Source organism: Lysinibacillus sp. NPDC056959 (assembly GCF_042674095.1).
Lineage (GTDB): Bacteria > Bacillota > Bacilli > Bacillales_A > Planococcaceae > Lysinibacillus > Lysinibacillus zambalensis.
The window spans coordinates 14,741-38,789 of the sequence record NZ_JBHURE010000029.1 but is presented as its reverse complement, the minus strand read 5'-3'; the positions used below and the strand labels follow the sequence as shown (position 1 = coordinate 38,789).

Here is a 24,049-nt window from a genome sequence, read left to right as displayed (position 1 = left end):
TCGCCGAAAACGTGGATAGAACCATCAAGTCGTGGATAGACTCGCCGAAAACGTGGATAGAACCATCAAAACCGCGGATAGACTCGCCGAAAACGTGGATAGAACCAACAAAACCGTGGATAGAACCATCAAAACCGCGGATAGAACCATCAAAAACGTGGAAAGCCCCGCCGAAAAAGTGGATAGAACCAACAAAAACGTGGATAGAGCCATCAAAATCCTGGAAAGCCCCGCCGCAAATCGACGAAAAGCCCGTCAAAACTCATAGATAGCCCCACGAAAATCCGCAGAAAGCCTTTATTCATAGACTTTTCGGATTTAACGCGCTGAGGGAGCGCAATTCAGTGCGTTAAATCCCCATATGAAAAGAATAGAGTTATTACCACTTAACGCGATTCTCTTCGATACTGCCTAACATTTGCTTGATGACAAGTGTTTCGCCGTTGTCTAGTAATACGGTACCGTCGTAGTAGCCAAACATTTGGTGTACTTCAGATTTTACGAGGCCAGCTTTTGTGACGGCAACACGCTCGTAGAATGGGGAGAATGTTAATGAAACTTGGTTAGTGAATTTAGTTTTAATTTTCCACCGTTGCATTAAATCCTCTTGATTATAATTAAACAGTACATCTTCATGTATTTTTGTCATTTTGCCTTCAACGAAAACAGCATTTTCGGTCATTCCAGTTCCGTCTGTCCATTTACCGCCTAAGTTGAGTCCGATTCGTCTGCCTCGAACTCGTTGTGAGGCCATTCCCCAAGTCCATGTGGATTGACGCGGCCAAACGCCACGACTGTATTCTAGTACAGCGAAGTTTTCCTCAGGAGAAAATGTAAAGCGGCGAGTACCAATTGACACAAAACCAGAAGTAGGAAGTGTGTGATGCTTCCCTGTAAATTGGAATGTTTTACGGTTCCAAGGGATGACTACATTCAATGACTCGTCTGTAGGCGGATGTTGAATGATAAGCTTTGCACATAAAGTATCTCCATCAAAGTCTGGGATCGAAACGGATAGATGGGTTTCATTTTGTACATATGTCATATCGATCATCATTTCACTATTTTTGAAGGTTACTGAATCTAGCACCTGTGTAGGCATTTTTAATTTTCCACCCAATGGAACTATAATTGTTTTTTCAAAGTAGCGCTGTGTTTCATATTCAAGGAAATAGACGAAGCAGACCGCTGCATAGTCTAGATGACTAATAGTAGCTGAGAAGATGATCTCATCACCGTAGACACACCAATAATTCCATTTCTTTTTGCGCATGATATGGCCACTTAAATTGCTGTTTATAAGAGGCTTGCGTGCAAATCCGATGGCAGCTGGATTTAAATTGCCTTTTTTATCGCATAAAAGAGTAGGTTGTATAATTTCTTTCTCAGCATGCTGCTTCACATTCAACATCCCTTCTGATCATAAAATAAATATTTATAATTCCTTACCCTTATTGTAGCAAAAACTAGCAAAGATAGTGCCAAATAAGACCACTTTCGACATTTTTATGAATAAGGACCTAGCTAATAGAAATATCTCTTTATACATATGTTGAACATAAGGAGGGGTAGTGTGGTAAAAATGTATAACAGACAGGCTGCTGTGCAGTATGCGAACTTGTGGTGGAATAGGCGTAATCCAGCGTTTCCGAATTTCACTGTTGATTGTACGAACTATATATCTCAATGTTTACTTGCTGGGGGAGCACCTATGCGGGGGGCTCCAAACAGAGGGAAAGGTTGGTGGCTTCAGCATGGGAATTGGAGCTTTAGCTGGTCTGTTGCACATTCCCTTAGATGGTATTTGGAAGGCTCAACGACTGGGTTGAAGGGTAGGCGGGTTCAGTCTGCCGAAGAATTAGAGCTTGGAGATATTATTTTTTATGATTTTCAAGGGGATGGGAGAGTTGACCATTCTGTCATTGTGACTAGTATTCAAAATGGTATTCCTTATGTTAATGCACACACTTCAGATAGTATTAACCGACCCTATTTTTATGAAGATTCAACAGCCTATACGCCAAGCATGACTTATTATTACATTCATATTGATGATAGTTTTGCTTAAGGGGATAGTAGTTTTAAAGCTCATCATTTTGTGATAATGTGAGGGATAGAAGTTAAAGCCTCCGGCGGATGTCACGGAATCGGCTTTGTGCAAGTACAAAGCCGATTCCGGACGCAATTATGCCGAGGCATAATTGATAAATATATTGTAGTGTTATAGAAGGAGATATGAGTATATGAGCGAACAAGTTTTATCTGTAAGGGATGCTATTATTGAGCGTCGTTCTATTAAAAAATTTAATGGTCAGCCAGTAGAGCGTGAAGATTTAATGGCTATTATTGACGATGCGGTATGGGCGCCGAATCACGGTAATCGTGAGCCTTGGCGTTTAGTCGTTGCTTGTGGTGATGAGTTATCGGCTCTTCATAATTTATTGCGTGATATAGCGATACCGAAATGGCAGGAGCTTTCAAGTGAAGATTTAGCGAAGCAAATGACGAAATTCACATTACCAGGCGGTTATGCTTTTGTCATCGTTCCAGAGGATGCACGACAAAAAGAGCGATTAGAAGATTTCGGAGCGGCAAGTATTTTTATTCAAAACATTCAATTGCTAGCTTGGGATAAAGGAATCGGCTCATGCTGGAAAACACCTGGGTTCCTAGATAACCCTAAATTCCGTGAAGCTCTAAAGGTTCAGCCGGGTGAGCGCGTAATTGCGATGCTACAAGTTGGTTATTTTGATGAAGCACCCAAAGGGAAAGAACGTAAAAAATCAGCAGATATCGTTACGATTTTTGGAGAATAATATGCAAAATCCCCTCGTTAAAATAGACGAGGGGATTTCTTTGTTTTATTTTTGTAATTCAGCAACCTCAAATAAATAATCACTTAAAACACGTAATCCTTTATCGAAGTTTTCTAAATGGAAGTGCTCATTTGGTGCATGGAAGTTTTCACTTGATAAGCCGAAGCCCATTAGCACTACTGGTAATTCTAAAATTTCATCAAAGGCAGCGACGATAGGGATGGATCCTCCGCCACGTGTGTAAGCAGTTGGTACATTATATACTTTTTCGTATGAGCGACCAGCAGCTTGAATAAATGGATGATCAAATGGTGTTAAGAATGGACGTCCTTTATCAAATTCAGAGATCGTCACTTCAACGCCAGTTGGTTTATGTTTTTCAATATGTGCTTTTAAACGTGCTACAATTTCATCTGGCTCTTGATTTGGTACAAGACGGCATGTGATTTTTGCGCTAGCCTCAGCAGGAAGCACTGTTTTAATGCCTTCGCCAGAGAAGCCACCAAATACACCATTGACCTCTAATGTTGGGCGCGCCCAAGTGCGTTCTAAATAGGAATAACCAGCTTCACCGAATAATTCCTTCACGCCGACTTCTTCCTTCACGGATTCTTCATCAAAACCAAGTGCACGGTAAGCTTCGCGTTCTTCTTCCGTTAGTGGTAAAACGTTGTCGTAGAAGCCTTCCACTTGAATTGTTCCATGCTCATCACGGAAAGAGGCTAAAATGTCAGCTAACGCATGAATAGCGTTTTGTACACCGCCACCGTATAGACCAGAGTGAAGGTCACCTTTAGCACCACGAACATCAATTTGAACCCCTGTTAAGCCACGTAATCCATAGCATACAGCAGGCTTACCAGGACCATATAAACCTGTATCAGAAATCAAAATTAAGTCAGCGGCTAGTTTCTCTTTATGTTCTTCAACATAGGCAGGAAGGTTAGGACTACCAATCTCTTCTTCACCTTCATAGATGAATTTCACGTTCACTGGTAAAGTACCTGTTGTCGCAAATAAAGCTTCAATCATTTTCAAGTGCATAAACACTTGTCCTTTATCGTCACTAGCACCGCGAGCAAACAATTTGTTGTCACGAATCGTAGGGTTGAATGGCTCTGTTTCCCATAAATTTAATGGGTCAACAGGCTGTACATCATAATGGCCATAAACTAGAATAGTTGGTTTACCCTCGGCGTGTAACCAATCAGCATAAACAACAGGGTGACCTGCAGTTTGCGTAATAGAGATGTTCTCAAGATTTAGCTTTTTAAATGCGTTCGCTAGCCACTCTGCGGCATTTTGTATATCGCCCTTATGTTCAGATAAAGAACTAATACTTGGAATACGTAAAAATTCATTTAATTCATTTAAGTGTGCCTCGCGATGTTCTGTGAAATACGCATCTAACTGCTGTACATTTGTCATCTAGCATCCCTCTTTTCAAATATTTCGATAATAGAAATAGTATAGCATAATATGGTTGGAGATTCTTGCTATAGCAATGGTTTCCGCCATATTTAGCCCAATTGCCTACTGCCTGTAAATGTCTTGCTGGATGCTTGTCACTCACATACTTTCTTCACTGTTCTTTTCTAGTTATAAAAAAGCAATGTCCTCCAAATGCATTCAAGGACATTGCTAAAATCGATTGTACAACCGATAAATTATTTATTGAAGCGTACAAGGCGCTCAATTGGAAGACGTGAAGAACCATAAGCTGGTCCAGCTGCCTCGCCAATCGCTAGTAATAAAATAGGCACTTCGTTCGATGGTAATTCCATATATTCAGCAAATTTTGATTTGTCGAAGCCACCCATTGCGACTGTATCATAGCCCATTTCCTTCGCTAATAGCATAATTTGCATTGAAATTAAACCTGCATCAAAGTGAACGATATTTAGTAGCGCCTCTTTTGGAAGCGCACCATACATTGCTAGTGAGTCCTGTGCAAGCTTACTTGCAATTTCTTCAGGCATATAGCCTAGCTCAACATTTTCTGCATAAATTTCCTCTGAATTTAGATACATTTCTGTATCTCCAATGACAGCGATAATGGCAGATGCTGTTTCGATTTGTTCTTGATTAAATGAAAAAATATTAATGTTTTTTTGGATTTCTTTATCATCGATGACGATAAAGCGCCATGGCTGCATATTACTTGAAGATGGGGATGAAGTTGCATTTTGTAATAGTTGCATAATCGTTTCACGAGAAATCGTTGCGTTAGCATTGTATTTACGAACCGATTTACGCTCGTGCATAATTTGTTTTACTGGTGTAGTTGTTGTCATATTATTTCCCTCTTTTACTAAAATAAATTAAATCGCTTTAATTGTTACGTTGATATTGCCCATTGTCGCTTTTGAATATGGACAAACAGTATGTGTAAACTCTAATAATTGTTGAGCTTCTTCAATTGATAAGCCTTCAATATGTCCTTCAATGTCAACAGCAAGCACGTAGTCAAATGAGGCTTGCTCCATTAGTTTAACCGTTGCTTTAATTGTTGATGCTCCTCGGATTTTCTTTTGACGTTTAATTAAATCTAAAGCGCTATTAAAGCAAGCGCTATAACCTGCTGCAAATAGTTGTTCGGGGTTTGTAACATCCTCTAATTTCGAGCCAGGTGGTGCAATATTTAATGATAATGATTGATCCTCTGCATACGATTTACCATTACGGCCACCGTCATTAATCATTGTTGTTGTATATAATTCTTTCATTAGATAAAACTCCTATTCTGCGGCACTTAATAATTAGGTTGTGCACAATTTAATTTTACAAAATCGATTGTACACAATTCAATTGTGTTTGACAAGTAGAAACTTTATTTTTAGTATTAATAGTATTAGAAGTACTTAAAGAGGGGGTTCCTATGCCGAATCATTTAGATAATCAACTATGCTTTCTTTTGTATGCAACTTCAAAGGAAATCATTCGACAATATACATCGTTATTAAAGCCATACGATTTAACTTATACAGGTTATATTGCCCTACTAGCCTTAGAGGATGATGAGCAAATTACGGTGAAGGAATTGGGACAACGTTTATTTTTAGATTCTGGTACATTAACACCAGTACTAAAAAAGTTAGAGGTAACAGGCTACGTCTGTCGTGAGCGTTCTAAGGAAGATGAGCGACAAATGAAAATCTATTTAACAAAAGCAGGAATTGAAGTACGCCAAAAGCTACCTGAAGTGTCACGTCAAGTAATGAAGCAAACGAACATTTCAGAACAACAGTATATGCAGCTAAAAATAGTCCTTCAAGATATTTTACAATGTGACTTGCCAATCAAGGATGAAAAGCTAGGAAAATAAACTGATTGTTGAGTCTCTCCCTGAACTATTGAATCATTCACATAGGATTCAGCCACAATATGTTAACGCCAGCTATCAAGTTGGCGGTTTTTTATTTTATATAATAAAAACAGGGATAATTAAAGATATTGTAATTGCCCCCAATCCTATAGATTTTATAGCACTACTTTGTATCCCCACTAGCCTGCAAAGTTTGGCTGAATACCGAAACAGATTTTTCCTCTAACTCCTTTAGAACATGATCATGAATTTAGTAAATCATCCGCACATATCATTTTATTAGATTAGAAAGATGAGGTGGATTATTGGAGGTTAAATTTTATGAATCAGAGGATCTTTTGGGATTAGAAAAGAAAGTGAATGATGCCATTAAAAATGCAAAAAGTCACGAAGTTAACAATATAGTATTCAGTTATCATCAACCTACAGAAACAGCAAATGAATTATATATTGTGATGATAGTATTCGACTGCTAAATGGATCATTACAATAAATGCCATTTGTGCTATTGTATATATAGGTGTTTTGAGGTGTTAAAATTTTTGAGATGAATAATGTTGAGGTGGTAATTTTAGAAGAAGTTAAAAATGGAAGAACAGAAATTCTTTTTACGAAGAAAACTAAAGATATACTGAAAGAAGAAATACAAGGGGCATTTATGTTGAAAAGCTTCGGGTATATACATGGAGAAGACTATTCAGATGAAGATAAACTTGGGTATGTGAAAGTAACGTTGACAGATAAAGGTAAGTATTGTTTTATGGCCCAGGAGTTTCAGCAAAGTTGAAGAATACATAAAACATAAGAGGGAGAATTTATTATGGAAGAAACACCACATAAAAGACGTCCAGTTTATGATAATAACGTGAATAAAAAAGGAATAGTTATTGCTAGCATTATATTATGTTACAGTGTAATTGCTGTTATCTATTCGCTTTTCTTATATGAAAAAATAGAGTGGTCTCTATTGTTTTTAGCATTATGTATGATTTGTGTAATAGAAGTTGCTAAAAACAATAATAAATTAATTAAAAAGAACTTTAATAAACAAATATGAAGGCATATTCCAATGAGGATATGCTTTTTTTGTGGTGTAAATACTTTGCGACCATATTTTAAATAATGCCTCTTCATGCAAGCGAGAGCAATACGCCAGCTAAGGATGTTTTTTGTAACGTAAGTGAAACGCCAGTTACACAAAGTGTGCCACCTCTGGGATGAGTAATGGTTTAAGTTACTCTTCAAAAAAATAATTCAAATCTTTAATTTTTATGTATTTGCGCAAGTATTCTAATCAAGAGATGATAGTATAGTCTCTATATGAGAATTACTACAGGGGATAGAACATTTCCTAATGCAATAGATTCCTTCAACATGAAATTAGTAAAAATCTTAAACTTAAGTCACATCCAATTGGGTGTGGCTTTTATTATGCACAATAAGGCGATAGAAGGTAAAAAGTTTTGTGACAATTTAATAGGTAAAGTAAATACGGTTATCTTTGTACTTTGTCTTTATTGACTCAGATCTAGAACCCAGATCAGATGTTATATTTTTACCTAGATGGGCATTTTACATAGGTTTATTATTCAAGTACACATATAGATAACAAGACAATACTATTAGGAGGCTAAAAGAATGAATAAAGATCTTCTGCTTACGTTAATGAATAAAGTTATAAGAGTGGATAGGGGAGGACCTGAATCACGTATAGGGAAGTTAATGGCTGCTGAAGACGATCATTTTGTATTATTAACAGAAAAAGATGGGATTGTTTATTACAAAACACAGCATATTAAAAGCATTACGCTAAATTCAAGAGATGGGATGGAATTTAGTGTTGAAGATCCTGCAACAGACTCGTACCTACTTGCATCTGATTTTAAAACAGTAGTAAGTAGTCTACGACATCATTGGGTTAAAGTGAATCGTGGTGGTCCAGAAATGTTAGAAGGCATAATGGATGAAGTTACGGACGATTATATTTCTATCTTCTCTAAAGAAGAAATTATTCGTCTGGCAATGTATCATGTCCGCAATATTAGTTTAGGAACAACTAGTGAAAAAGCTAATGAAGGAAAGAAAAATCAAGAAAATACAAATGAAAATAAAAATGAAGATAAAAATAAAGATGATAGTAATGAAAGTTCTAACAAGATGACAGACAATAACAATAAATCAAAGAATGAAAATGCGGCGAATGATAGAGGAAGAAATACTAGAAATAGAAGAAGATGACGGTTTTATAGACTTATAAAACATAAGGCGGCCAATAGGAATGTTGGATAGTTCGATTACGAAATGATTCGATGCACGCATTGTCATATGGACATTCTTTTCGGCTAAATGACGGAATCATTTCGTATTTCTATAGCGCTGGTCAAAAGCTTCACTTGTATATTTCAGAGCCTCAATCCGTGTACAATATGTGTTGGTGCCGGATTTTGCCTGTACTTTTTTGACTCATTTCGGACACGTCCTCTCTTATGCTCATTCTATAGATTAAACTGAGGTATGCCTATTCAACTATAATACATCCATAAAACGGAATGTCTTATATAATATGTGACATTTTAATAAATGATTTAGAGCTGAACTAATAATTAGTTCAGCTTTTACTTATGACTGAAGATGAATCGAAATATATAGGTGTTTCAACTCTACATTGTGCTACTGACGCTACGCTTTCGTGCAAAGAATATCTACAGACCTAAGCACAAAGCCGATTAGTGCTAAAACTTCAACAAATAGTTTCAATCTTTCCTAAATCAAAGCCCCAGTTACTTCGATAAAAGGAACTAAAAACAATTTCTCTATTCAGAATCAAGTCTTAATTGTGGTTTACATTGCATAGTAGGGGGCGTTTTAACAAAAAATAATCAGAAAAGGAGACTTAGAAAAACCTCCTTTTCTGAATATATAGATCTTATACTTGATGAACAGTTTGAATATGTGAAAGGTTAAAATAAGTTGAACTCGATTTTCCATTTTGTATCTCAATAATTTGATCATTTACGTTTATTACTCTACCTATATGGGAAAAATCTTTTCCAAGATTTAATACAACAAGTTGATTTCTAAGTTGGTTAATTTGAGACTCAAATGTATTGTTTAGGGACTGATTCTTAATAGCTGATAGACTTAAAAATTCATTTTCACTTAGTCCGTAAGGAAGTTGATCCTTAGAATATGGTACGAGCCACTTTAAATGTTTTGTTAAAATGAACATTGTTTTGTAAATGGGAGACTCAAATACAAAATAATCATTCATAACAGACGTTATAACTCCATGTAGCGCTAAGTTTTTTGTTACAGAAATCTCCACATGTATTCCTTTTGCTTGTGAAAGTATATTTGTAAGAGTTAGGTCTTTATTAGACACTTGAGAATTAAATGTCGGTCTTTCTGAAGGTTGTTGAACATTATCTTCATTGTCATAATCTATTTCTAAAGTTTGAATATGGTCTATTGGTATATAGACAAACATATTTCCATTATATATCACCATAATGTCACTACTCGAATCAATCACTGAACCTTTTAATATCTTTCGTCCCGAGAGTTCAATTACAACAATTTCTTTATTTAGATTTTGCAACATAATCAAATTTACCTCCCTTTCTTTTCAAGTACTAAAATATCCACAAATCCTAACTAATTAAATTAATCATTAAGCTAATTTAATTAATTTCCCGTGTTATTGAAAATGAACATCGACATTAGTGTCGCTAAGGAACAAACGGGTGTCGATAATGCACCTGGTATCTCCTCTAATTACATGTGCGAGACTTGTAACTTGTAAAAGTAACGGTTCTAATTCCAAAACCATAATCGCAACAAACCAATCATCTCAACTTATTCATTGGAAATTGCTTTTATGTCCGAATTTTTTAATGGCTTTACGGTGCTAAAGCGCATCACTCCTATAGGTCAACTACTTTATAGTTTCTTTATCAATAAAAAAAGCGTTCATCCTATTCGGATAAACATCTCTGATCGTTTAAAATGAACTATTTTGCTCGGTTGAAATTAAGAATCTAACTACTATTGTAGAAATCTCTTTAACCAAAGTTTTTTTGGAAAATACGTGGCATGAGATCAGATCTAACTCATGATTTTTTTTATATTCGCTTTCAACACCACAACAGTAAATCTTGTCTATTCTTTACAGAATACTATTTTAATATTTGAGTAATTTACTATAAATATTAGAGAAAATAGGTGTAAAACTAAAGGAGTTTTAACTTTTTACATATTTATACTATGACAGCATCGCTAACCTAATGAATGAGAGGTAAGGGCCTATTATTTTAATAACAAGTTATTTTCAGAATTAAATAATACTGCATGAAGGTGAAAATACTATGCAAACATTCGAAATAATAACGATACTGACCTTTTTAGTTACTCTTGGTTTCATTTTTTGGAGACCTAGAAATATGAATGAGGCTATTCCTGCATTGGTAGGTGCGATTATAGTAATACTTTGCGGTAGTGTGACCATGACAGATCTTTTCACGATTATACAAACTATCAGTGATGCTGCGATTACCATTATAGCTACAATTGTTATGGCGATTGTATTAGAAAGCTTTGGGTTCTTTAACTGGGTTGCAGAGCTGCTTGCTGAGAAAGCAAATGGATCTGGCATTCGATTATTCTGGTATGTCAATCTCTTATGCTTTCTCATGACACTCTTCGTGAATAATGACGGTAGTATTTTAATCGCAATACCAATTCTAATTATGTTATTAAACAATATGGGATTAGAAAATCATCAAAAGATTCCATATTTACTTTCTGGAGGTTTAATTGCAACAGCATCCAGTGCTCCAATCGGGGTAAGTAACATCGTAAATTTAATTGCATTAAAAATTGTCGATATGAGTTTGTATTCACATACAGCAATGATGTTTGTTCCTGCAACAATGGGTTTATTACTACTTGCTGGTTTACTGTTTTTATATTTCAAAAAAAACATACCTAAAACTGTTCCGACAAATGTAACAGGGATGTCACTGCCTTCTTATCATCCACTTAAACAAACTGCTCTAGGAGATTCGAAGAAAAAGCGTACTAGGTTTATGCTAAACGTACTTCTATTTGTATTTGGCGTTCGGATAAGTCTGTTCCTTGCCTCGTTTTTAGGAATTCCAGTTTCTGTTGTGGCGGTAATTGGATCTCTCGTTCTTTTAGGATGGAGATGGGCTTATTTAAAAATACCACCAGGTGATATGTTGAAAAAAACACCTTGGTATATTATCGTTTTTGCATTTGGTATGTACGTCATCATCTATGGTCTCAATAATATTGGCTTAACGGAATGGTTAATTCAATTTATGCGTCCATTGGTTTCGGAAAACCTACTCAATACGAGTGTCTTAATGGGCGGATTACTTTCAGTGCTTTCCAATATCTTTAATAACCATCCAGCGCTTATGGTAGGAACTATTACGTTAACCAATATGGGGCTTGACCCTATTTCCTTGAAAGTCGCCTATTTAGCAAACATTATTGGAAGTGACATAGGTGCACTGCTACTTCCTATGGGTACCCTTGCAACACTAATGTGGATGCACATCGTAAGGAACGGTAAGGTGAAAATCACATGGTGGGAATACATTAAAGTTACTATCATCGTGATTCCTCCTACAGTCATCTTTACATTAGTCATTTTATACTATTGGGTAACATGGCTCTTTTATTAACACGGTGGAAAAGCAAACCTAGATCAAATATATGATTATCCAAAGAAAATTGTTATAACACGATTACAATTTATTTGTTAGTAACCAAGTAGTTAGGATAAATAACCATTTTAATTAGTAAACCACCAGCACTTTAGAATCGGTTTTTTAAGCTTTAGCAATTGTGGTAAAAAGGTGACTTTAAATCATACATTAGGTGCTGAGTATTAAAAATGAGAGTCTACAATTTTCGTAGACTCTCTACACCTTTGTTAACTTTTTTAAACTGATTTTGAGTTTAACCTGTAACAGTAGTTGGAGGGAGGAAATGTAAAGAGACTACTATTTTATTCTAGTATTCAAGCCTACTCTTAGCAGGGGAAGATTTTTTCTTATATGGAAAAGAAATTGACGCTGAAATGTTGATTAGCTAACGAATTAAAGAAGATCACCCAACAACAAGGCGATCTTTTTTACGCTATTTTCATAGTTTTAAATATAATGCTTCCTGTACGAGGTATTTGAAGAAGTAGGGGTTACATAACATGAAGGCCTGGGGCAATAGAGGTTTTATGTTCGAAAGCGACAGGGTGTTGTTGAACTTCATTAAGTAAGAAAATAAATTCTAATAAAAAGCTGAATGAGAAATATCATTCAGCTTTTCATATGCTTATTCGCGAATAACCAATAGTACGCCACTAAAGATTAATACAGTGCCAACCCAAAAGGATACGCCGATTTGTTCGCCTAGTAATAGCCATCCTAGGAAGGTGCCGACGATTGGTTGAAAGAAGAAAAATAGACCGCCACTTGCGGCATTGAGCATCTGTAATCCGCGATTCCACAGTAAGAAGCCGCACGCTGTAGAGATAACGCCTAAGTAGAGTAGACCACCCCAGATGGATGGTTCTGCCATAGCGTGGAAGTCTAAATTTATTAATCGTGGAATGGCTAAAGGTGTTAAAACAATGATAGCGACAAGTGTTCCGTAGCTTGTGACAACGATTGGTGAATACTGCTCCGGTACCCGTTTAATAAGAACGGACATTAATGACCAGGTGAGGGCAGCGATTAGTAGAGCAACCCCACCTAATTGATGGGAGGAATCGATATGTGCACTGCCTACGATCATGTAGACACCGAATGTCGCTAGAATAATAGAAACAGCTTTTTTTAACGTAATTTTTTCTTTTAAAATGAATCTCGCAAATACAACCATAAATGCCGGTGTCGTTGCTGTAATGATGGCGCCCATTTGAGCAGTAGATAGCATAGTACCTATTTCTTGAGCAACGATAGAAATTGTATTTCCGATGAGCCCAATCATAAAGATTAACAGCCAGTCCCGTTTGTCAATTCGCCATGATTGTTTTGTCATTGTGCCAATGATGAACAAAGCGATGATGGCAATCATATAGCGCAGCCATACTAATTCTAAAGGTGGTATAGTATCGACAACTACTTTAACTACTACATACATGCCGCCCCAAATACTAGCAGCAAGTGATAAATATAAGGAACCTAATAAGGTTTTTTTCATGTTTTCCCCTCCGTTATCTGTAGACAATGCTTGTCCTTAACGGAGAAATGATGATTCTCCGTTAAGGGAGAATCACTTCAGGTACATCGTGTTCAAATAATGGTGAGAAGATCATCATTAGCCAACTCCTTCTATTATATTTCATTTATCATATAACATTTTTTTGAATTTGATTAGACAAAAATGCTTTGATTTCAGAATCTTTAAATAGGTAATATAAGGAAGTGTTATTGGAGGTGCAATAAAAACAAAGTAGAAGGAGCGCGCTATGTAGCTTTCCTCCGCAAATTAAGTATTGTAATAAAACATTATTTACGAATATTACAAGTGAAAGGATTTAAGCTTACATGATTGTAATGTAATTGAAAGCCAATACGATAGAGTGTAATACATTATTTTGCGAGAATGTATATAGAAGCAAGAACAAGAAGCGGAGGAATACAAAATGAATGAAAAATTAGAAGGCGTATATGAGGAATTTAATCGTTACATATACCACTTATGTTTAAAACTTACTCGCAATACTGTAGAAGCTGAAGATTTAATGCAAGAAGTATGGGTAAAGGTTGTACGCTATGAGAATAGCGTTGCCGAGGTGGAGCATATTAAAGCTTGGCTTACAACAATTACAATGAATACATTTAGAGATCGCTATCGTAAAACAACACGACGTAGTAAATACATGATGAACCAACCTGAAACATTAGACGTACCGATATTAGATTTGGTTCCCGATAATGACATTTCAACTGAAGAAAAAATTGAAAAAGATATTGTTACTCAATTAGTACAGGATAAAATGGGCCAACTAGATGGAATCTATCGTAAAACTTTATGGTATTTCTACATAGACCAATATTCACTTGCTGAAATCTCTACAATTATGAAAGTTTCAATTGGTACTGTGAAATCTCGTTTATTCCGTGCGAAAGCTCGTTTGAAAGAAATGCTAATGGCCGATGTAGCTATCGTAGAGTCAGTGCTACCAGCATGATGAAATGCATTGGTCGCACTAGCAGTATTACTTAGACGGAAGTATTCGTTCGGCCGATCCCAAAAAAGATGCATTGCAAAATTACTTTGCGATGCATCTTTTTTTGATGGGGATTTTGATCGCTGGAAGAAGTTAAAGTCACTCACTTAAATGCAAGGCTAAATGAATTTCTAAATAATGTGCTGGGTTGTGTAGATCTCTATTTAACAATTGCTCGATTTTTTCGAGTCGATGATATAGCGTATTTTGGTGAATGTGTAAGGTGGAAGCCGTTTTCGAAATGGAACGATCTTGATGAGTGTAACAACGAAGTGTTGTCAGTAAAGTTTCATCCTTTAGCTTGTATAACGGAGCGAGTATATCATGAACAAATTGTCCAAGCTCTTCTTCGCTTTGCTTGCTGAACAGTCGATTAATACCTAAATCCTCATAACCAAAAATGGTTACTGCCTCTTCTTTTTGTGTGTGGCGCAGAGCTTGTCGGAGTGCTTGTTTACTTTCTTCTGCACTTTGAGCGACCATTAATAAGTGATCATGTACATCTCCAATGCCTATTGCCACCTGTTGATGATAAAACTGGACCCAACTAATGATGGCCTGCGTTAATTGTTGTTTTATTTTTTGGCGAAAGGCTGTATCTCCTTGTAGTGTCCAAACGACCGTTTCGCGTTTTGTAAATATAAAATGTTGATCTTTGAAATACTGCTGCACATGTTGAATAAATTGCATACTATTTTTGTGGGAAAATTGTTTTAGCTTAAATTTTACGACGAATGTTGGTTTCTTAATATCAAGTCCTAATTCATCATAACGAGAATCAACGAGGGGGGCGCGTCCAGAAATAAGTTGTTGGAAAAGCTCAAAACGTTCTTTAAAAATCGTTTGTCCAGCTGCCTGTATTTGTAATGATTTTAACGTTAAGCTCATCGCCGCATTTTCAATAATCATACGTTGCTGACTCGTTAATTCCTCCAATTGCTGAAAAATTAAATAACCGAATGTTTCTTTTTCATTTCCAATAGGGAAGACATAGCCGATATCAATTAATTGGTCCTTTTTAATGGCTGAGAGCTTGTTCATTTCTGCTAGCTGTAAAAATGTTTTACGATCTGCTAAATTTACATATTGAACGTCTAATTGTAATAATTCCTTCGTTGTTTGAATGATTTTTAGCTCTTGCACATTTTGCAGGGAAAGTTTAAGAAAGATTTGATGAATGTCATGCTGCTTTATAAAGTAAGCATTTAACCGTTCTATTTCTTCGTAAGCTTCCGCATTTCTTATAGCAACTGCAGCCTGCGAAGCGAAGCTTTCTAGGAGTCTTAAATCACTTTGCTGAAAAGCACGTTTATTCGTATATTGATGGACAATCATAATACCAAGCTTTCTTTCATGAAAGGTAATCGGAACAGCCATCGATGTATTATTCTCGATTCTTCCCAAATGTGCAGCTTCCATTAATGCGTCTAGATTAAGCTTTGTGACATTGCTCATGATCTCTAATGTTTCTTGGTAGTTGTAAATGCCCGATACACCTGTTTGAAATGTATAGCCTGCCATTCCCTCGCCTAATTGAGGAGCGTAATCAAAAATACGCTCTGTAACACCCGCACTAGCTACCGTATATAAACGCTCCATTTCAGGATTGAATAACATTAAAAATCCACGATCAATGACTGGAATAGCTAAAATGGCAAAATCCATAATCGTTTGTAATAGCGTTTTTATTTTCAACGTTGAGTTCATAGCGCCCATGAGCTGTATAATAGCTAACTTTTGCTCACGTTGCCGTATAAGGGTTTTCTGATAAAAGGTCTTTTCTAGCTGCCAAACTAAAAATTTCTCATCATAATCTGTAAAGTCTCCAAAGATAATACCTTGGACAATGCACTCATTTGGCTCCGGTATGTATAACATTGCACTGAAGCATTGCTGTTTTTTATCCCAATGTACTCCTTTTAAATCAGGTTGTATTTCACAAGGTCGCCCATAAAATAAAGACCATTCCTTTGTTGCACCATAAATATAAAAGCTACAATTGTCGTCGTTCAATATAAGTTCTGTATGCTTCTCTAGAAACACTGTTATTTCGACTCCTTTCCTTGCGTTTCGGAATTTATTCTAATGAAACTTTATAAACATTGTAAGATATTCTAATGATTTCGTCCTTTATTTTTCTTAATATTTAGATAATTATTGAGGGGGTGGAGGTATGAATGTCGAACTAAAAAACCGCAGTCATTTGATTTTAGGCGTTTTATTCTTTGGATGGATGGTTTCATATATTGATCGAACTGCTATTAGCCTAGCTTTAATCAATATTGGAAATGACCTATCTTTAACAGCTACGGAACTAGGATTTGTTTTAAGTGCCTTCTTCTTTGGCTATGCTGCTATGCAAATTCCTGGTGGGTGGTTAACGGATAAATACGGAACGATTAAATTGTTAATTGGTGCTGTTATTTTTTGGTCCGTTTTTACTGCACTTACGGGATTGGCTTGGTCACTCGCTTCACTACTCTTCATTCGTTTTTTATTTGGTATTGGGGAAGGTGGATATCCTGCAGCAAGTACGAAAGCAATTTCTATTTATTTTCATAAAGAACAACGTACAAATGCTCAAACGACGATGATGTCATCCAATATGATTGGTGGTGCTGTCGCTCCTATTATTTGTGCGCCTCTATTATTAGTAATGGATTGGCGCAATGTATTTTTCTTAATTTCTGGTCTAGGACTTATTTTTGTGATTGCTCTATTATGGAGTACTAAACATGCACACACTTTTACGTCAGAGGAGAAAGTGGAAAAAGAAGAGAAGGGCTCTTTTGGCAAAGTATTAAAAAATACGTATTTAATGCGTGTACTTCTTATTTTCTTCTTTATTAATATTGCAAACTGGGGCTTAAATACTTGGATGCCAACCTATTTAATGAAAGTGCATGGTCTTGATTTAAAAAATGTCGGCTTCATCGCGGCCATACCAGCGATTTTTGGAATGGTTGGCATGATTGTAAGTGGGCGTATCATCTCAAAGCTAGGAGGGCGTTCAAAATATGGCGTAATTTTCGGAGCGGCCGTGCTGGCTGTTTGTTTATATCTCATGGCTACAGCTGGCTCTGCAGCAATAGCTATTACGTATCAGTCAATCGCTTTTATATTTGTAGCTTTTATGGCCTCTTTCATATTTACAACGCCACATCGTGTTGTCAATCAGCAAAATGTAGGGACAGCTTTTGGCCTCGTCAATTTTGGTGGACAAGCAGCAGGGATTATTTCGCCAACAATTATGGGTTATTTAATTAATGCATCGGGTGGTTCCTTTAAAACATCGTTTATATTTTTAGCCATTATGTGTGTCATTGCGGCTGTAATCGCTATTACTTTACCAGTTAACCATCAACAACAAACAACTATAAAATCTGTGGAGGGATACGAACTGTGAAACAACAACTATTTGAGTGGATACAAGAAAATGAAGAAACGTTTAGTCATATGGCAAAGCAAATTTGGGAAAATCCTCAGTTAGGCTATGAAGAGACATTTGCGTCTTCGCTGCAACAAGAAGCTCTAAAAAAAGAAGGGTTTGAAATTGTTACACCGATTGGCGATGTACAAACTGCCTTTTATGCACAGTGGGGTTCAGGGAGTCCAATCATCGGATTTTTAGGAGAGTTTGATGCACTTCCAGGGTTATCGCAGCAAGTCAGTTCGTCATATTCTCCAGTGGAGGAGGGGGCATCTGGGCATGGCTGCGGTCACAATTTATTAGGAACGGCTGGGGTAGAAGCTGCAGTTGCCTTAAAAGAAGTGATGACGCTCCACGATATACAAGGAACGATCCGCTATTATGGTTGTCCAGCAGAGGAATTGTTATCTGGAAAATCGTATATGGCACGTGCTGGTGTTTTTGATGATTTAGATGTTGTCTATACGTGGCATCCATGGACGTTCAACGTGACAGCGAACTTCTCTATGCAAGCACTCACTGCCATTGAATTTTATTTTTCAGGTCGGACAGCACATGCTGCTGGTGCGCCACATTTAGGGAGAAGTGCGCTTGATGCTGTTGAAATCACAAATGTTGGAGCCAATTATTTACGCGAGCATGTACCAGACGGATCTCGAATTCATTATCAAATTACAAATGGTGGCTTAGCACCAAATATTGTTCCAGATAAAGCGAGTGTCTATTATTACCTACGCGGAGCAAATCGTGATGCTGTCAAAGATTTAGAACGCAGACTCATTAAGGTGGCGAAAGGGGCAGCGATGATGACAGAAACAGAAGTGCATTGGGAGCTGAAGGCAGGGTGTTACGATACATTACCGAACCTCACATTAAATGAGCAAATGTTGGCGCAATGGAACGAGCTACCGCCATTATCCTTTACAGAGGCCGAGCTTACTTTTGCAAAGGCGCTACAGGCTTCATTAGACCCTTCTGTTCTTGCAGGTACCGCCCAGCAATCATTTGTACCAAATGAAATAAGTAAGGAGGTATTGGTGGAGCAAGTATTTCATTTGCCACAAACTTTTCGCCAATCCATGCAAGGTTCTAGCGATTTAGGAGACGTTTCGTGGATAGCGCCCCTTGGTCAGGTATTTACAACTTGTGCTCCATATGGGGTCCAAGTGCATACTTGGCAAGCAACTGCTGCTTTTGGATCTTCACTCGGCATGAAAGGAATGCATTATGCGGCAAAAGCAATGGCAGGAGCTGCGCTGGATTCCTTACTAAATCCTGATGTAATAAAAAAAGCGAAGGGGGAATTTGAGAATTTAAAAGCTGGGAAACAGTATGAATGTGGTATTCCAGAAGAAGTGAAAGCGCCAAATCTAGTTTAGTGAGATGAATGTGGATCCCGGATGCAATTATGCCGAGGCATAATTTGAGATAAAGCTTAAGGGTGAGGAGAAATCTTCACCCTTTTAATGATGTACAAACGAAAGGGGAAGGGGAGGTTACCAAAAAATTGAGCTAACAGAAAAACACCGTAAAAAGTTAGATGCTTGTCTAACTTTTTACGGTGTGAAAATGAAGTGTTTACTCATATCGATTAGGTTCAGCGTTGAGTAATTTCGAAAAAATATTACGTAATGTTTGGACTTCCTCAGCTGACAGCATACCAAACATATTTTGTATAAGTTCGTTAACTTGCTGACGGGACTCTTCTAAAATATCTTCGCCATCAGCTGTAATTTTCAATTGAGAAGCTCGTCGATCTGTTGCATGCTGTGTTTTTTCAATAAAGCCAGCATTAATGAGCTTAGTTGTTAAAACAGTGACACCACCTGTTGTCACTTTTAACCGATCAGCAATGGCAGAAGGGCGCTTTGGTCCCTCCTGCGATAAGTAGTCTAAAATTAAAATATGGGATTTTGAAAAGCCGAGTACATTATGATTATTCCACTCGTTTGCCCACTTACGCTCAATGGAAGATACTACTTCAAACAAAGAGGTAATGGCTATTTGTTTTTCTTGATCCATATAAGGTCAACTCCAAAACTGTTTTAACTTTCTTGTGCTAATCTTGTCATCGCGTTTAACTCATAGGCACGGACTTTGCGTGGAATAAAACGGCGAATGTCCATCTCATTGTACCCAACTTGAATACGTTTTTCATCAATTAAGATTGGGCTTCGTAACATTCTTGGATGAGCTTGGATGATGGCAAACAACTCTTGGATAGAGAGCTGATCAATATCAATATTTAAATTTTTAAAATCATTTGAGTTAGTTGCAATAATTTCATCTGTTCCATCTTCTGTCATGCTTAAAATCTCTTTAAATTCAGCAAGTGTTAGTGGATGTGATGTAATACGTTTTTCTTTATATTCGATGTTGTGATCTTTTAACCATTTTAATGCTTTTCTGGATGAAGAACAGCTCGCTTGTGTATAAATTGTAACTGTCATTCTTCATTCCCCGCTTTCTTTTTTAGGATTATATTTAATATATATCTTATTAGTAAGTTAAATAGGTTATACATATATCTTACTAGTAAGCTATATATAAATCAATATTTATTTTTAAAAATTTAACTAGAAATAACATTTTTTTTATTACACTAAAATATACGCACAAAAGAGCGAAAAGTTTCGCGAATTAAGCTTACAATGATGTAAGTTTCGCTAAGCCTTAACAATAGATGCTCATAGAATGAAGAGAGCAGTTTTAATAGAGAGAGAAATAGTCTGATTTATAGATAATAGATATATTGTTTATCCACTCATTATTTTTATGATTGGATGCAGGTTTTTATGCATAGATAAATAAATTTTTTTGTTCTTTGGGTAGGGGGGAGGATTGCTCATGTAGGTAACAGCTCGGATAACTAGTAAGTCTATTCAGGTTACTTTATAAAAAAATCAAAAAAGCTTAAGCCAATTTAAACTTTCGATTGTCTATAAAGGGTAGGAAAAAAGAAGAGAGGGGAAACTACAATTATACGATTAGTGAAAAAAGCTCAAAAAGGGAATGACGAAGCCTTTTTAACGCTTTTTCAGCAATATGAGGTAGAAATTTATCGAGTGGCTTATGTATATGTCAAAAACAAAGAAGATGCTTTAGACGTCGTTCAAGAAGTAGCATATCAATCATTTAAAAAGATAGATACATTGAACAACCCAGAATATTTTAAAACCTGGCTGATGAAAATTACGATGAACTGTGCAATCAATTTAATTTTAAAAAATAGTAAGGTGGTTTTAATAAGACCAGAATACGAGGAGTTCATTGAAACCGAAGAAGAAGATATTCCTCTTTCTTTATCATTACAAGACTTGATAGATGGTTTGGAGGTGGATGAAAAGAGTGTCGTACTTTTAAGGTTTTATCAAAATCATACCTTTAAAGAAATTGCCGAGTTGTTAGATATGCCGTTAGGAACCGCAAAATCGGTTTTATATAGAGCTATAAAGAAACTTAGAAATAAATACTTTGAAGGAGATCGTATGAATGAGTAATAAAATAAAACAAGAGGTTGAAAAAATTGATATCCCAAAAGAACTTCATAAGAGGAGTGAAATGGGCATTTTAAAAGCGAAGAACGAAAGGCAAAGAAATAGAAAAAGCAAAAATGTGAAAGGTATCGTTGTAGCTGCTAGTTTACTTGTATCTATTGGAATATTATCTTTAGTTAATAATGATGTTGTTCAAAATAGTACAACACCTGATTCTGAACAACATACGGTTGATGTCACCGAATCAGCAACGGACAGCATACGTACGGTTGATATTCAAGCTAATTATATTGGGTATGAAACGGCTGATGAGCTCAGCCAAGGTGCAGATATTATTCTCGTCGCATCCCCTATAGATGACTTTACTAACCGCGAGCATCGATCTACGAAGTTCGAAGACGGCACGCTCCAAGACTTCTATACGCTAACAAAACTAAACATCGAGCGCATAATAAAGCAACCTGAAGGAATAAACATCGGCTCACAAATGGAAGTGATTGAACCGGTTGGTATTATCACGGAAGCTGACAAACAACAAACAAAAGTTACAACAGATGGATACCGCGAGATGAAGCAAGGCAGACGCTATATCATGTTCCTGGCGAACAACGGCATGGGCGGCTATAGCATTATCAATATGAACAACGGTAAGTTCAACCTAGATGGCGGCGATGCACAGGACATTCCAACAAACAAAGATGAGAAAGTGTTCAAAGAAAGGCTGAAGAAAGATATTCTATTAAAATTCAACGTGAAATAATCCATTAAGCCCAGTATGAGTTTCAAGCAAAAAAGAAGGCAGCTCCGAATGATCAAAAAAATCATAGCGGAAGCGGCCCTCATTAATACTATTTTTAGTTTTGTTGTCCTGAAGTAAACCAGTCTTGGACATTCCAAACTTTTGTCGCTAAACCTTCATAGAAATCAGGTTCATGGCTTACTAATACGATTGTGCCTTTAAATTCTTTCATGGCACGCTTTAGTTCGTCTTTTGCATCGACATCCAAGTGGTTTGTCGGTTCGTCAAATAAAAGCCAGTTTGCTTCATCCATCATGAGCTTACATAAACGTACCTTTGCTTGCTCACCACCAGATAAAGAATTAAGTGGGCGAGTAATATGATCCGTTTTTAGTCCTGCGCGTGCTAATGCTGCACGTACTTGTGCTTGCTCCATAGAAGGGAAGGCATTCCACACATCATCAATAGGTGTAATTTTTTCAGCTTTTACTTCTTGTTCGAAGTAAGATGGGTAAAGATAGTCACCACGAATCACTTTTCCATCTAGCGGATTTATTTTGCCTAACATCGTTTTTAATAATGTTGATTTACCGACACCATTCATACCGACTAGAGCAATTTTTTCCCCACGTTCAATAGCAAATGTAAGTGGAGGAAGTAATGGCTTGTCTTTGTCGTATCCAATGACTAAGTTTTCAGCCTCTACTACATAACGACCAGAAGAACGTGCCTCTTTAAAGCCGAATTCAGGCTTTACAGCTGTTTCAGGACGGTCGATACGCTCTAAGCGGTCAAGCTGCTTGGAGCGAGATTTTGCACGACCAGTAGTTGAGTAGCGCGCTTTATTTTTCGCAATAAAATCTTCTTGTTTTTTAATGAATTCCTGTTGTTTTTCATAAGCATCGATATGCTGACGTTTATTGATTTCAGCAAGCTCTAAAAACTTTTCATATGTCGCCGTATAGCGAGTTAATTTTGAAAATTCTAGTTGGAAAATAACATCCACCGTTTCATTCATAAATTCTGTATCATGCGAAATTAATAAGAAAGCGTGTGGATAGTTCTTTAAATAGTTTTTCAACCATGTAATATGCTCTTCATCAAGATAGTTTGTCGGCTCATCTAGTAATAATACTTTTGGTTTTTCAAGTAATAGCTTAGCTAGTAATACCTTTGTACGTTGACCACCGGAAAGAGCAGCAACGTCACGGTCCAAGCCGATTGCATCAAGACCAAGACCACGTGCAACCTCATCAATCTTCATATCAAGAGAATAAAAATCCCCTGCATCCAGAGCATCTTGCACCTCAGCCATTTGCTCTAGTAATTCTTCTAATTCTTCTGGTGTCGCTTCAGCCATTTTTCCTGTAATATCATTAAGCTCTTCTTCTTTTTTATATAAAGGAAGGAAGGCGTCACGTAGTGCATCACGCATAGTGCGGCCAGCTGTCAGTACAGTATGCTGATCTAAATAGCCGTAATGCGTTCCTGGAAGCCATTCAACTTTACCAGTATCGTGGATTGCTTGACCCGTAATGATGCCCATTAATGTTGACTTACCAACACCGTTTGCACCTACTAGACCAATATGATCACCTTCAACTAGACGAAAAGAGACATCTTTAAAAAGCGTGCGGTCACCGAATGAATGACCTAAATTTTCAACTGTTAATATTGCCATATATGTTCCTCCGAGATAGCGGCCTAAGCTTTTTTATGACCGCCAATATCATTTTTATAGTTCTGCTAATTGTTTATTTAACTCTGCTAGCGTTGCTTCCATATTTGCAAGGCGTTGCTCTGCTTTTGCTACTTGATCATTATGACCTGTAGATTCAAGCTTCTCAATGTCGCCTTGTAAATTCATATAATCCATTTTTAGCTCTTTAATTTGATATTCAATATCACTTTTTGATGGCATGATAATTGCTCCTTTATGTGTTTAGTTGTATAACGAATGCGTGTAAAAGCGATGGAGGTTT

Annotated in this window: 25 protein-coding genes; 13 read left to right on the top strand and 12 right to left on the bottom strand. The window is 36.8% G+C overall.

What is annotated here, in order from left to right:
• On the bottom strand, positions 1-259 hold a 259-nt coding region (locus tag ACFTQ7_RS21945; protein ID WP_386831110.1), incomplete at its 3' end, for a hypothetical protein.
• A gap of 120 nt (positions 260-379) precedes the next feature.
• Positions 380-1,402, bottom strand: coding sequence for a DUF2804 domain-containing protein (locus ACFTQ7_RS21940; RefSeq protein ID WP_349661548.1), 1,023 nt, complete (start codon positions 1,400-1,402; stop codon positions 380-382).
• A 171-nt stretch (positions 1,403-1,573) separates the two neighbouring features.
• Here ACFTQ7_RS21940 and ACFTQ7_RS21935 point away from each other — a divergent pair, with 171 nt between their 5' ends.
• Both ACFTQ7_RS21935 and ACFTQ7_RS21930 read left to right on the top strand, forming a co-directional pair.
• A complete protein-coding gene (locus ACFTQ7_RS21935; RefSeq protein ID WP_386831108.1) occupies positions 1,574-2,068 on the top strand; it encodes an amidase domain-containing protein in 495 nt (164 codons plus the stop codon).
• A gap of 175 nt (positions 2,069-2,243) precedes the next feature.
• Positions 2,244-2,816: a nitroreductase family protein gene (locus tag ACFTQ7_RS21930; protein WP_386831106.1), complete on the top strand. Its 573-nt coding sequence runs from the start codon at positions 2,244-2,246 to the stop codon at positions 2,814-2,816.
• Positions 2,817-2,861: 45 nt separating this feature from the next.
• Here the strand turns inward: ACFTQ7_RS21930 and ACFTQ7_RS21925 are convergent, their stop codons facing one another.
• The 3 genes from ACFTQ7_RS21925 to ACFTQ7_RS21915 all read right to left on the bottom strand — a co-directional run bounded on the left by ACFTQ7_RS21925 (position 2,862) and on the right by ACFTQ7_RS21915 (position 5,542).
• The gene (locus ACFTQ7_RS21925) at positions 2,862-4,244 is read right to left on the bottom strand and encodes a dipeptidase (protein ID WP_386831104.1); all 1,383 of its coding nucleotides are present in this window, start codon (positions 4,242-4,244) and stop codon (positions 2,862-2,864) included.
• Positions 4,245-4,483: 239 nt separating this feature from the next.
• Positions 4,484-5,110, bottom strand: coding sequence for a nitroreductase family protein (locus ACFTQ7_RS21920; protein ID WP_386831102.1), 627 nt, complete (start codon positions 5,108-5,110; stop codon positions 4,484-4,486).
• A 27-nt stretch (positions 5,111-5,137) separates the two neighbouring features.
• Positions 5,138-5,542 (bottom strand): Ohr family peroxiredoxin, encoded by a 405-nt coding sequence (locus ACFTQ7_RS21915; protein ID WP_386831100.1) that lies wholly within the window; start codon positions 5,540-5,542, stop codon positions 5,138-5,140.
• Positions 5,543-5,694: 152 nt separating this feature from the next.
• Between ACFTQ7_RS21915 and ACFTQ7_RS21910 the strand changes: the two genes are divergently transcribed.
• From ACFTQ7_RS21910 to ACFTQ7_RS21890, 5 genes are all read left to right on the top strand, one after another.
• Positions 5,695-6,141: a MarR family winged helix-turn-helix transcriptional regulator gene (locus tag ACFTQ7_RS21910; protein ID WP_386831098.1), complete on the top strand. Its 447-nt coding sequence runs from the start codon at positions 5,695-5,697 to the stop codon at positions 6,139-6,141.
• Between the two features lie 305 nt (positions 6,142-6,446).
• Positions 6,447-6,617, top strand: a complete 171-nt coding sequence (locus ACFTQ7_RS21905) for a hypothetical protein (RefSeq protein ID WP_386831096.1) — start codon at positions 6,447-6,449, stop codon at positions 6,615-6,617.
• Positions 6,618-6,688: 71 nt separating this feature from the next.
• Entirely contained in the window at positions 6,689-6,928 is a 240-nt protein-coding gene (locus tag ACFTQ7_RS21900; RefSeq protein ID WP_386831094.1) for a hypothetical protein, read from the top strand.
• Between the two features lie 33 nt (positions 6,929-6,961).
• Positions 6,962-7,198 (top strand): hypothetical protein, encoded by a 237-nt coding sequence (locus ACFTQ7_RS21895; RefSeq protein WP_386831092.1) that lies wholly within the window; start codon positions 6,962-6,964, stop codon positions 7,196-7,198.
• Positions 7,199-7,779: 581 nt separating this feature from the next.
• On the top strand, positions 7,780-8,379 hold the full coding sequence (locus ACFTQ7_RS21890) for a hypothetical protein (protein WP_386831090.1): 600 nt from the start codon (positions 7,780-7,782) through the stop codon (positions 8,377-8,379).
• A 688-nt stretch (positions 8,380-9,067) separates the two neighbouring features.
• Here ACFTQ7_RS21890 and ACFTQ7_RS21885 read toward each other — a convergent pair.
• Complete coding sequence (locus ACFTQ7_RS21885) at positions 9,068-9,742, bottom strand: DUF2642 domain-containing protein (protein WP_349661559.1); 675 nt, start codon at positions 9,740-9,742, stop codon at positions 9,068-9,070.
• 763 nt (positions 9,743-10,505) lie between these two features.
• Between ACFTQ7_RS21885 and ACFTQ7_RS21880 the strand changes: the two genes are divergently transcribed.
• Positions 10,506-11,849 (top strand): arsenic transporter, encoded by a 1,344-nt coding sequence (locus ACFTQ7_RS21880; RefSeq protein WP_349661560.1) that lies wholly within the window; start codon positions 10,506-10,508, stop codon positions 11,847-11,849.
• A gap of 649 nt (positions 11,850-12,498) precedes the next feature.
• Here ACFTQ7_RS21880 and ACFTQ7_RS21875 read toward each other — a convergent pair.
• Complete coding sequence (locus ACFTQ7_RS21875) at positions 12,499-13,368, bottom strand: DMT family transporter (RefSeq protein ID WP_386831087.1); 870 nt, start codon at positions 13,366-13,368, stop codon at positions 12,499-12,501.
• 445 nt (positions 13,369-13,813) lie between these two features.
• Here ACFTQ7_RS21875 and ACFTQ7_RS21870 point away from each other — a divergent pair, with 445 nt between their 5' ends.
• Positions 13,814-14,362, top strand: coding sequence for an RNA polymerase sigma factor (locus tag ACFTQ7_RS21870; RefSeq protein ID WP_386831085.1), 549 nt, complete (start codon positions 13,814-13,816; stop codon positions 14,360-14,362).
• 138 nt (positions 14,363-14,500) lie between these two features.
• Here ACFTQ7_RS21870 and ACFTQ7_RS21865 read toward each other — a convergent pair whose 3' ends face one another.
• Positions 14,501-16,444: a helix-turn-helix domain-containing protein gene (locus ACFTQ7_RS21865; RefSeq protein WP_386831083.1), complete on the bottom strand. Its 1,944-nt coding sequence runs from the start codon at positions 16,442-16,444 to the stop codon at positions 14,501-14,503.
• Positions 16,445-16,574: 130 nt separating this feature from the next.
• Between ACFTQ7_RS21865 and ACFTQ7_RS21860 the strand changes: the two genes are divergently transcribed.
• Positions 16,575-17,807, top strand: coding sequence for an MFS transporter (locus ACFTQ7_RS21860; RefSeq protein WP_386831081.1), 1,233 nt, complete (start codon positions 16,575-16,577; stop codon positions 17,805-17,807).
• Positions 17,804-19,210, top strand: a complete 1,407-nt coding sequence (locus ACFTQ7_RS21855; RefSeq protein ID WP_386831079.1) for an amidohydrolase — start codon at positions 17,804-17,806, stop codon at positions 19,208-19,210. The genes ACFTQ7_RS21860 and ACFTQ7_RS21855 overlap by 4 nt, the downstream gene beginning before the upstream one ends.
• 199 nt (positions 19,211-19,409) lie before the next feature.
• Here the strand turns inward: ACFTQ7_RS21855 and ACFTQ7_RS21850 are convergent, their stop codons facing one another.
• Together ACFTQ7_RS21850 and spx are read right to left on the bottom strand one after the other, a co-directional pair.
• Positions 19,410-19,853: a MarR family winged helix-turn-helix transcriptional regulator gene (locus ACFTQ7_RS21850; RefSeq protein ID WP_197142462.1), complete on the bottom strand. Its 444-nt coding sequence runs from the start codon at positions 19,851-19,853 to the stop codon at positions 19,410-19,412.
• Positions 19,854-19,876: 23 nt separating this feature from the next.
• Entirely contained in the window at positions 19,877-20,281 is a 405-nt protein-coding gene (spx, locus tag ACFTQ7_RS21845; protein ID WP_079563727.1) for a transcriptional regulator Spx, read from the bottom strand.
• Between the two features lie 540 nt (positions 20,282-20,821).
• Between spx and ACFTQ7_RS21840 the strand changes: the two genes are divergently transcribed.
• Entirely contained in the window at positions 20,822-21,331 is a 510-nt protein-coding gene (locus ACFTQ7_RS21840) for a sigma-70 family RNA polymerase sigma factor (RefSeq protein ID WP_386831076.1), read from the top strand.
• The gene (locus ACFTQ7_RS21835) at positions 21,324-22,088 is read left to right on the top strand and encodes a hypothetical protein (RefSeq protein WP_386831074.1); all 765 of its coding nucleotides are present in this window, start codon (positions 21,324-21,326) and stop codon (positions 22,086-22,088) included. Before ACFTQ7_RS21840 ends, ACFTQ7_RS21835 begins: the two co-directional genes overlap by 8 nt.
• Positions 22,089-22,182: 94 nt before the next feature.
• On the opposite strand, the gene ACFTQ7_RS21830 is transcribed toward ACFTQ7_RS21835, so the two are convergent.
• Together ACFTQ7_RS21830 and ACFTQ7_RS21825 are read right to left on the bottom strand one after the other, a co-directional pair.
• Entirely contained in the window at positions 22,183-23,748 is a 1,566-nt protein-coding gene (locus ACFTQ7_RS21830; protein WP_386831072.1) for an ABC-F family ATP-binding cassette domain-containing protein, read from the bottom strand.
• 54 nt (positions 23,749-23,802) lie between these two features.
• Positions 23,803-23,988, bottom strand: a complete 186-nt coding sequence (locus ACFTQ7_RS21825) for an SE1832 family protein (RefSeq protein WP_285397488.1) — start codon at positions 23,986-23,988, stop codon at positions 23,803-23,805.
• Positions 23,989-24,049 lie beyond the last annotated feature (61 nt).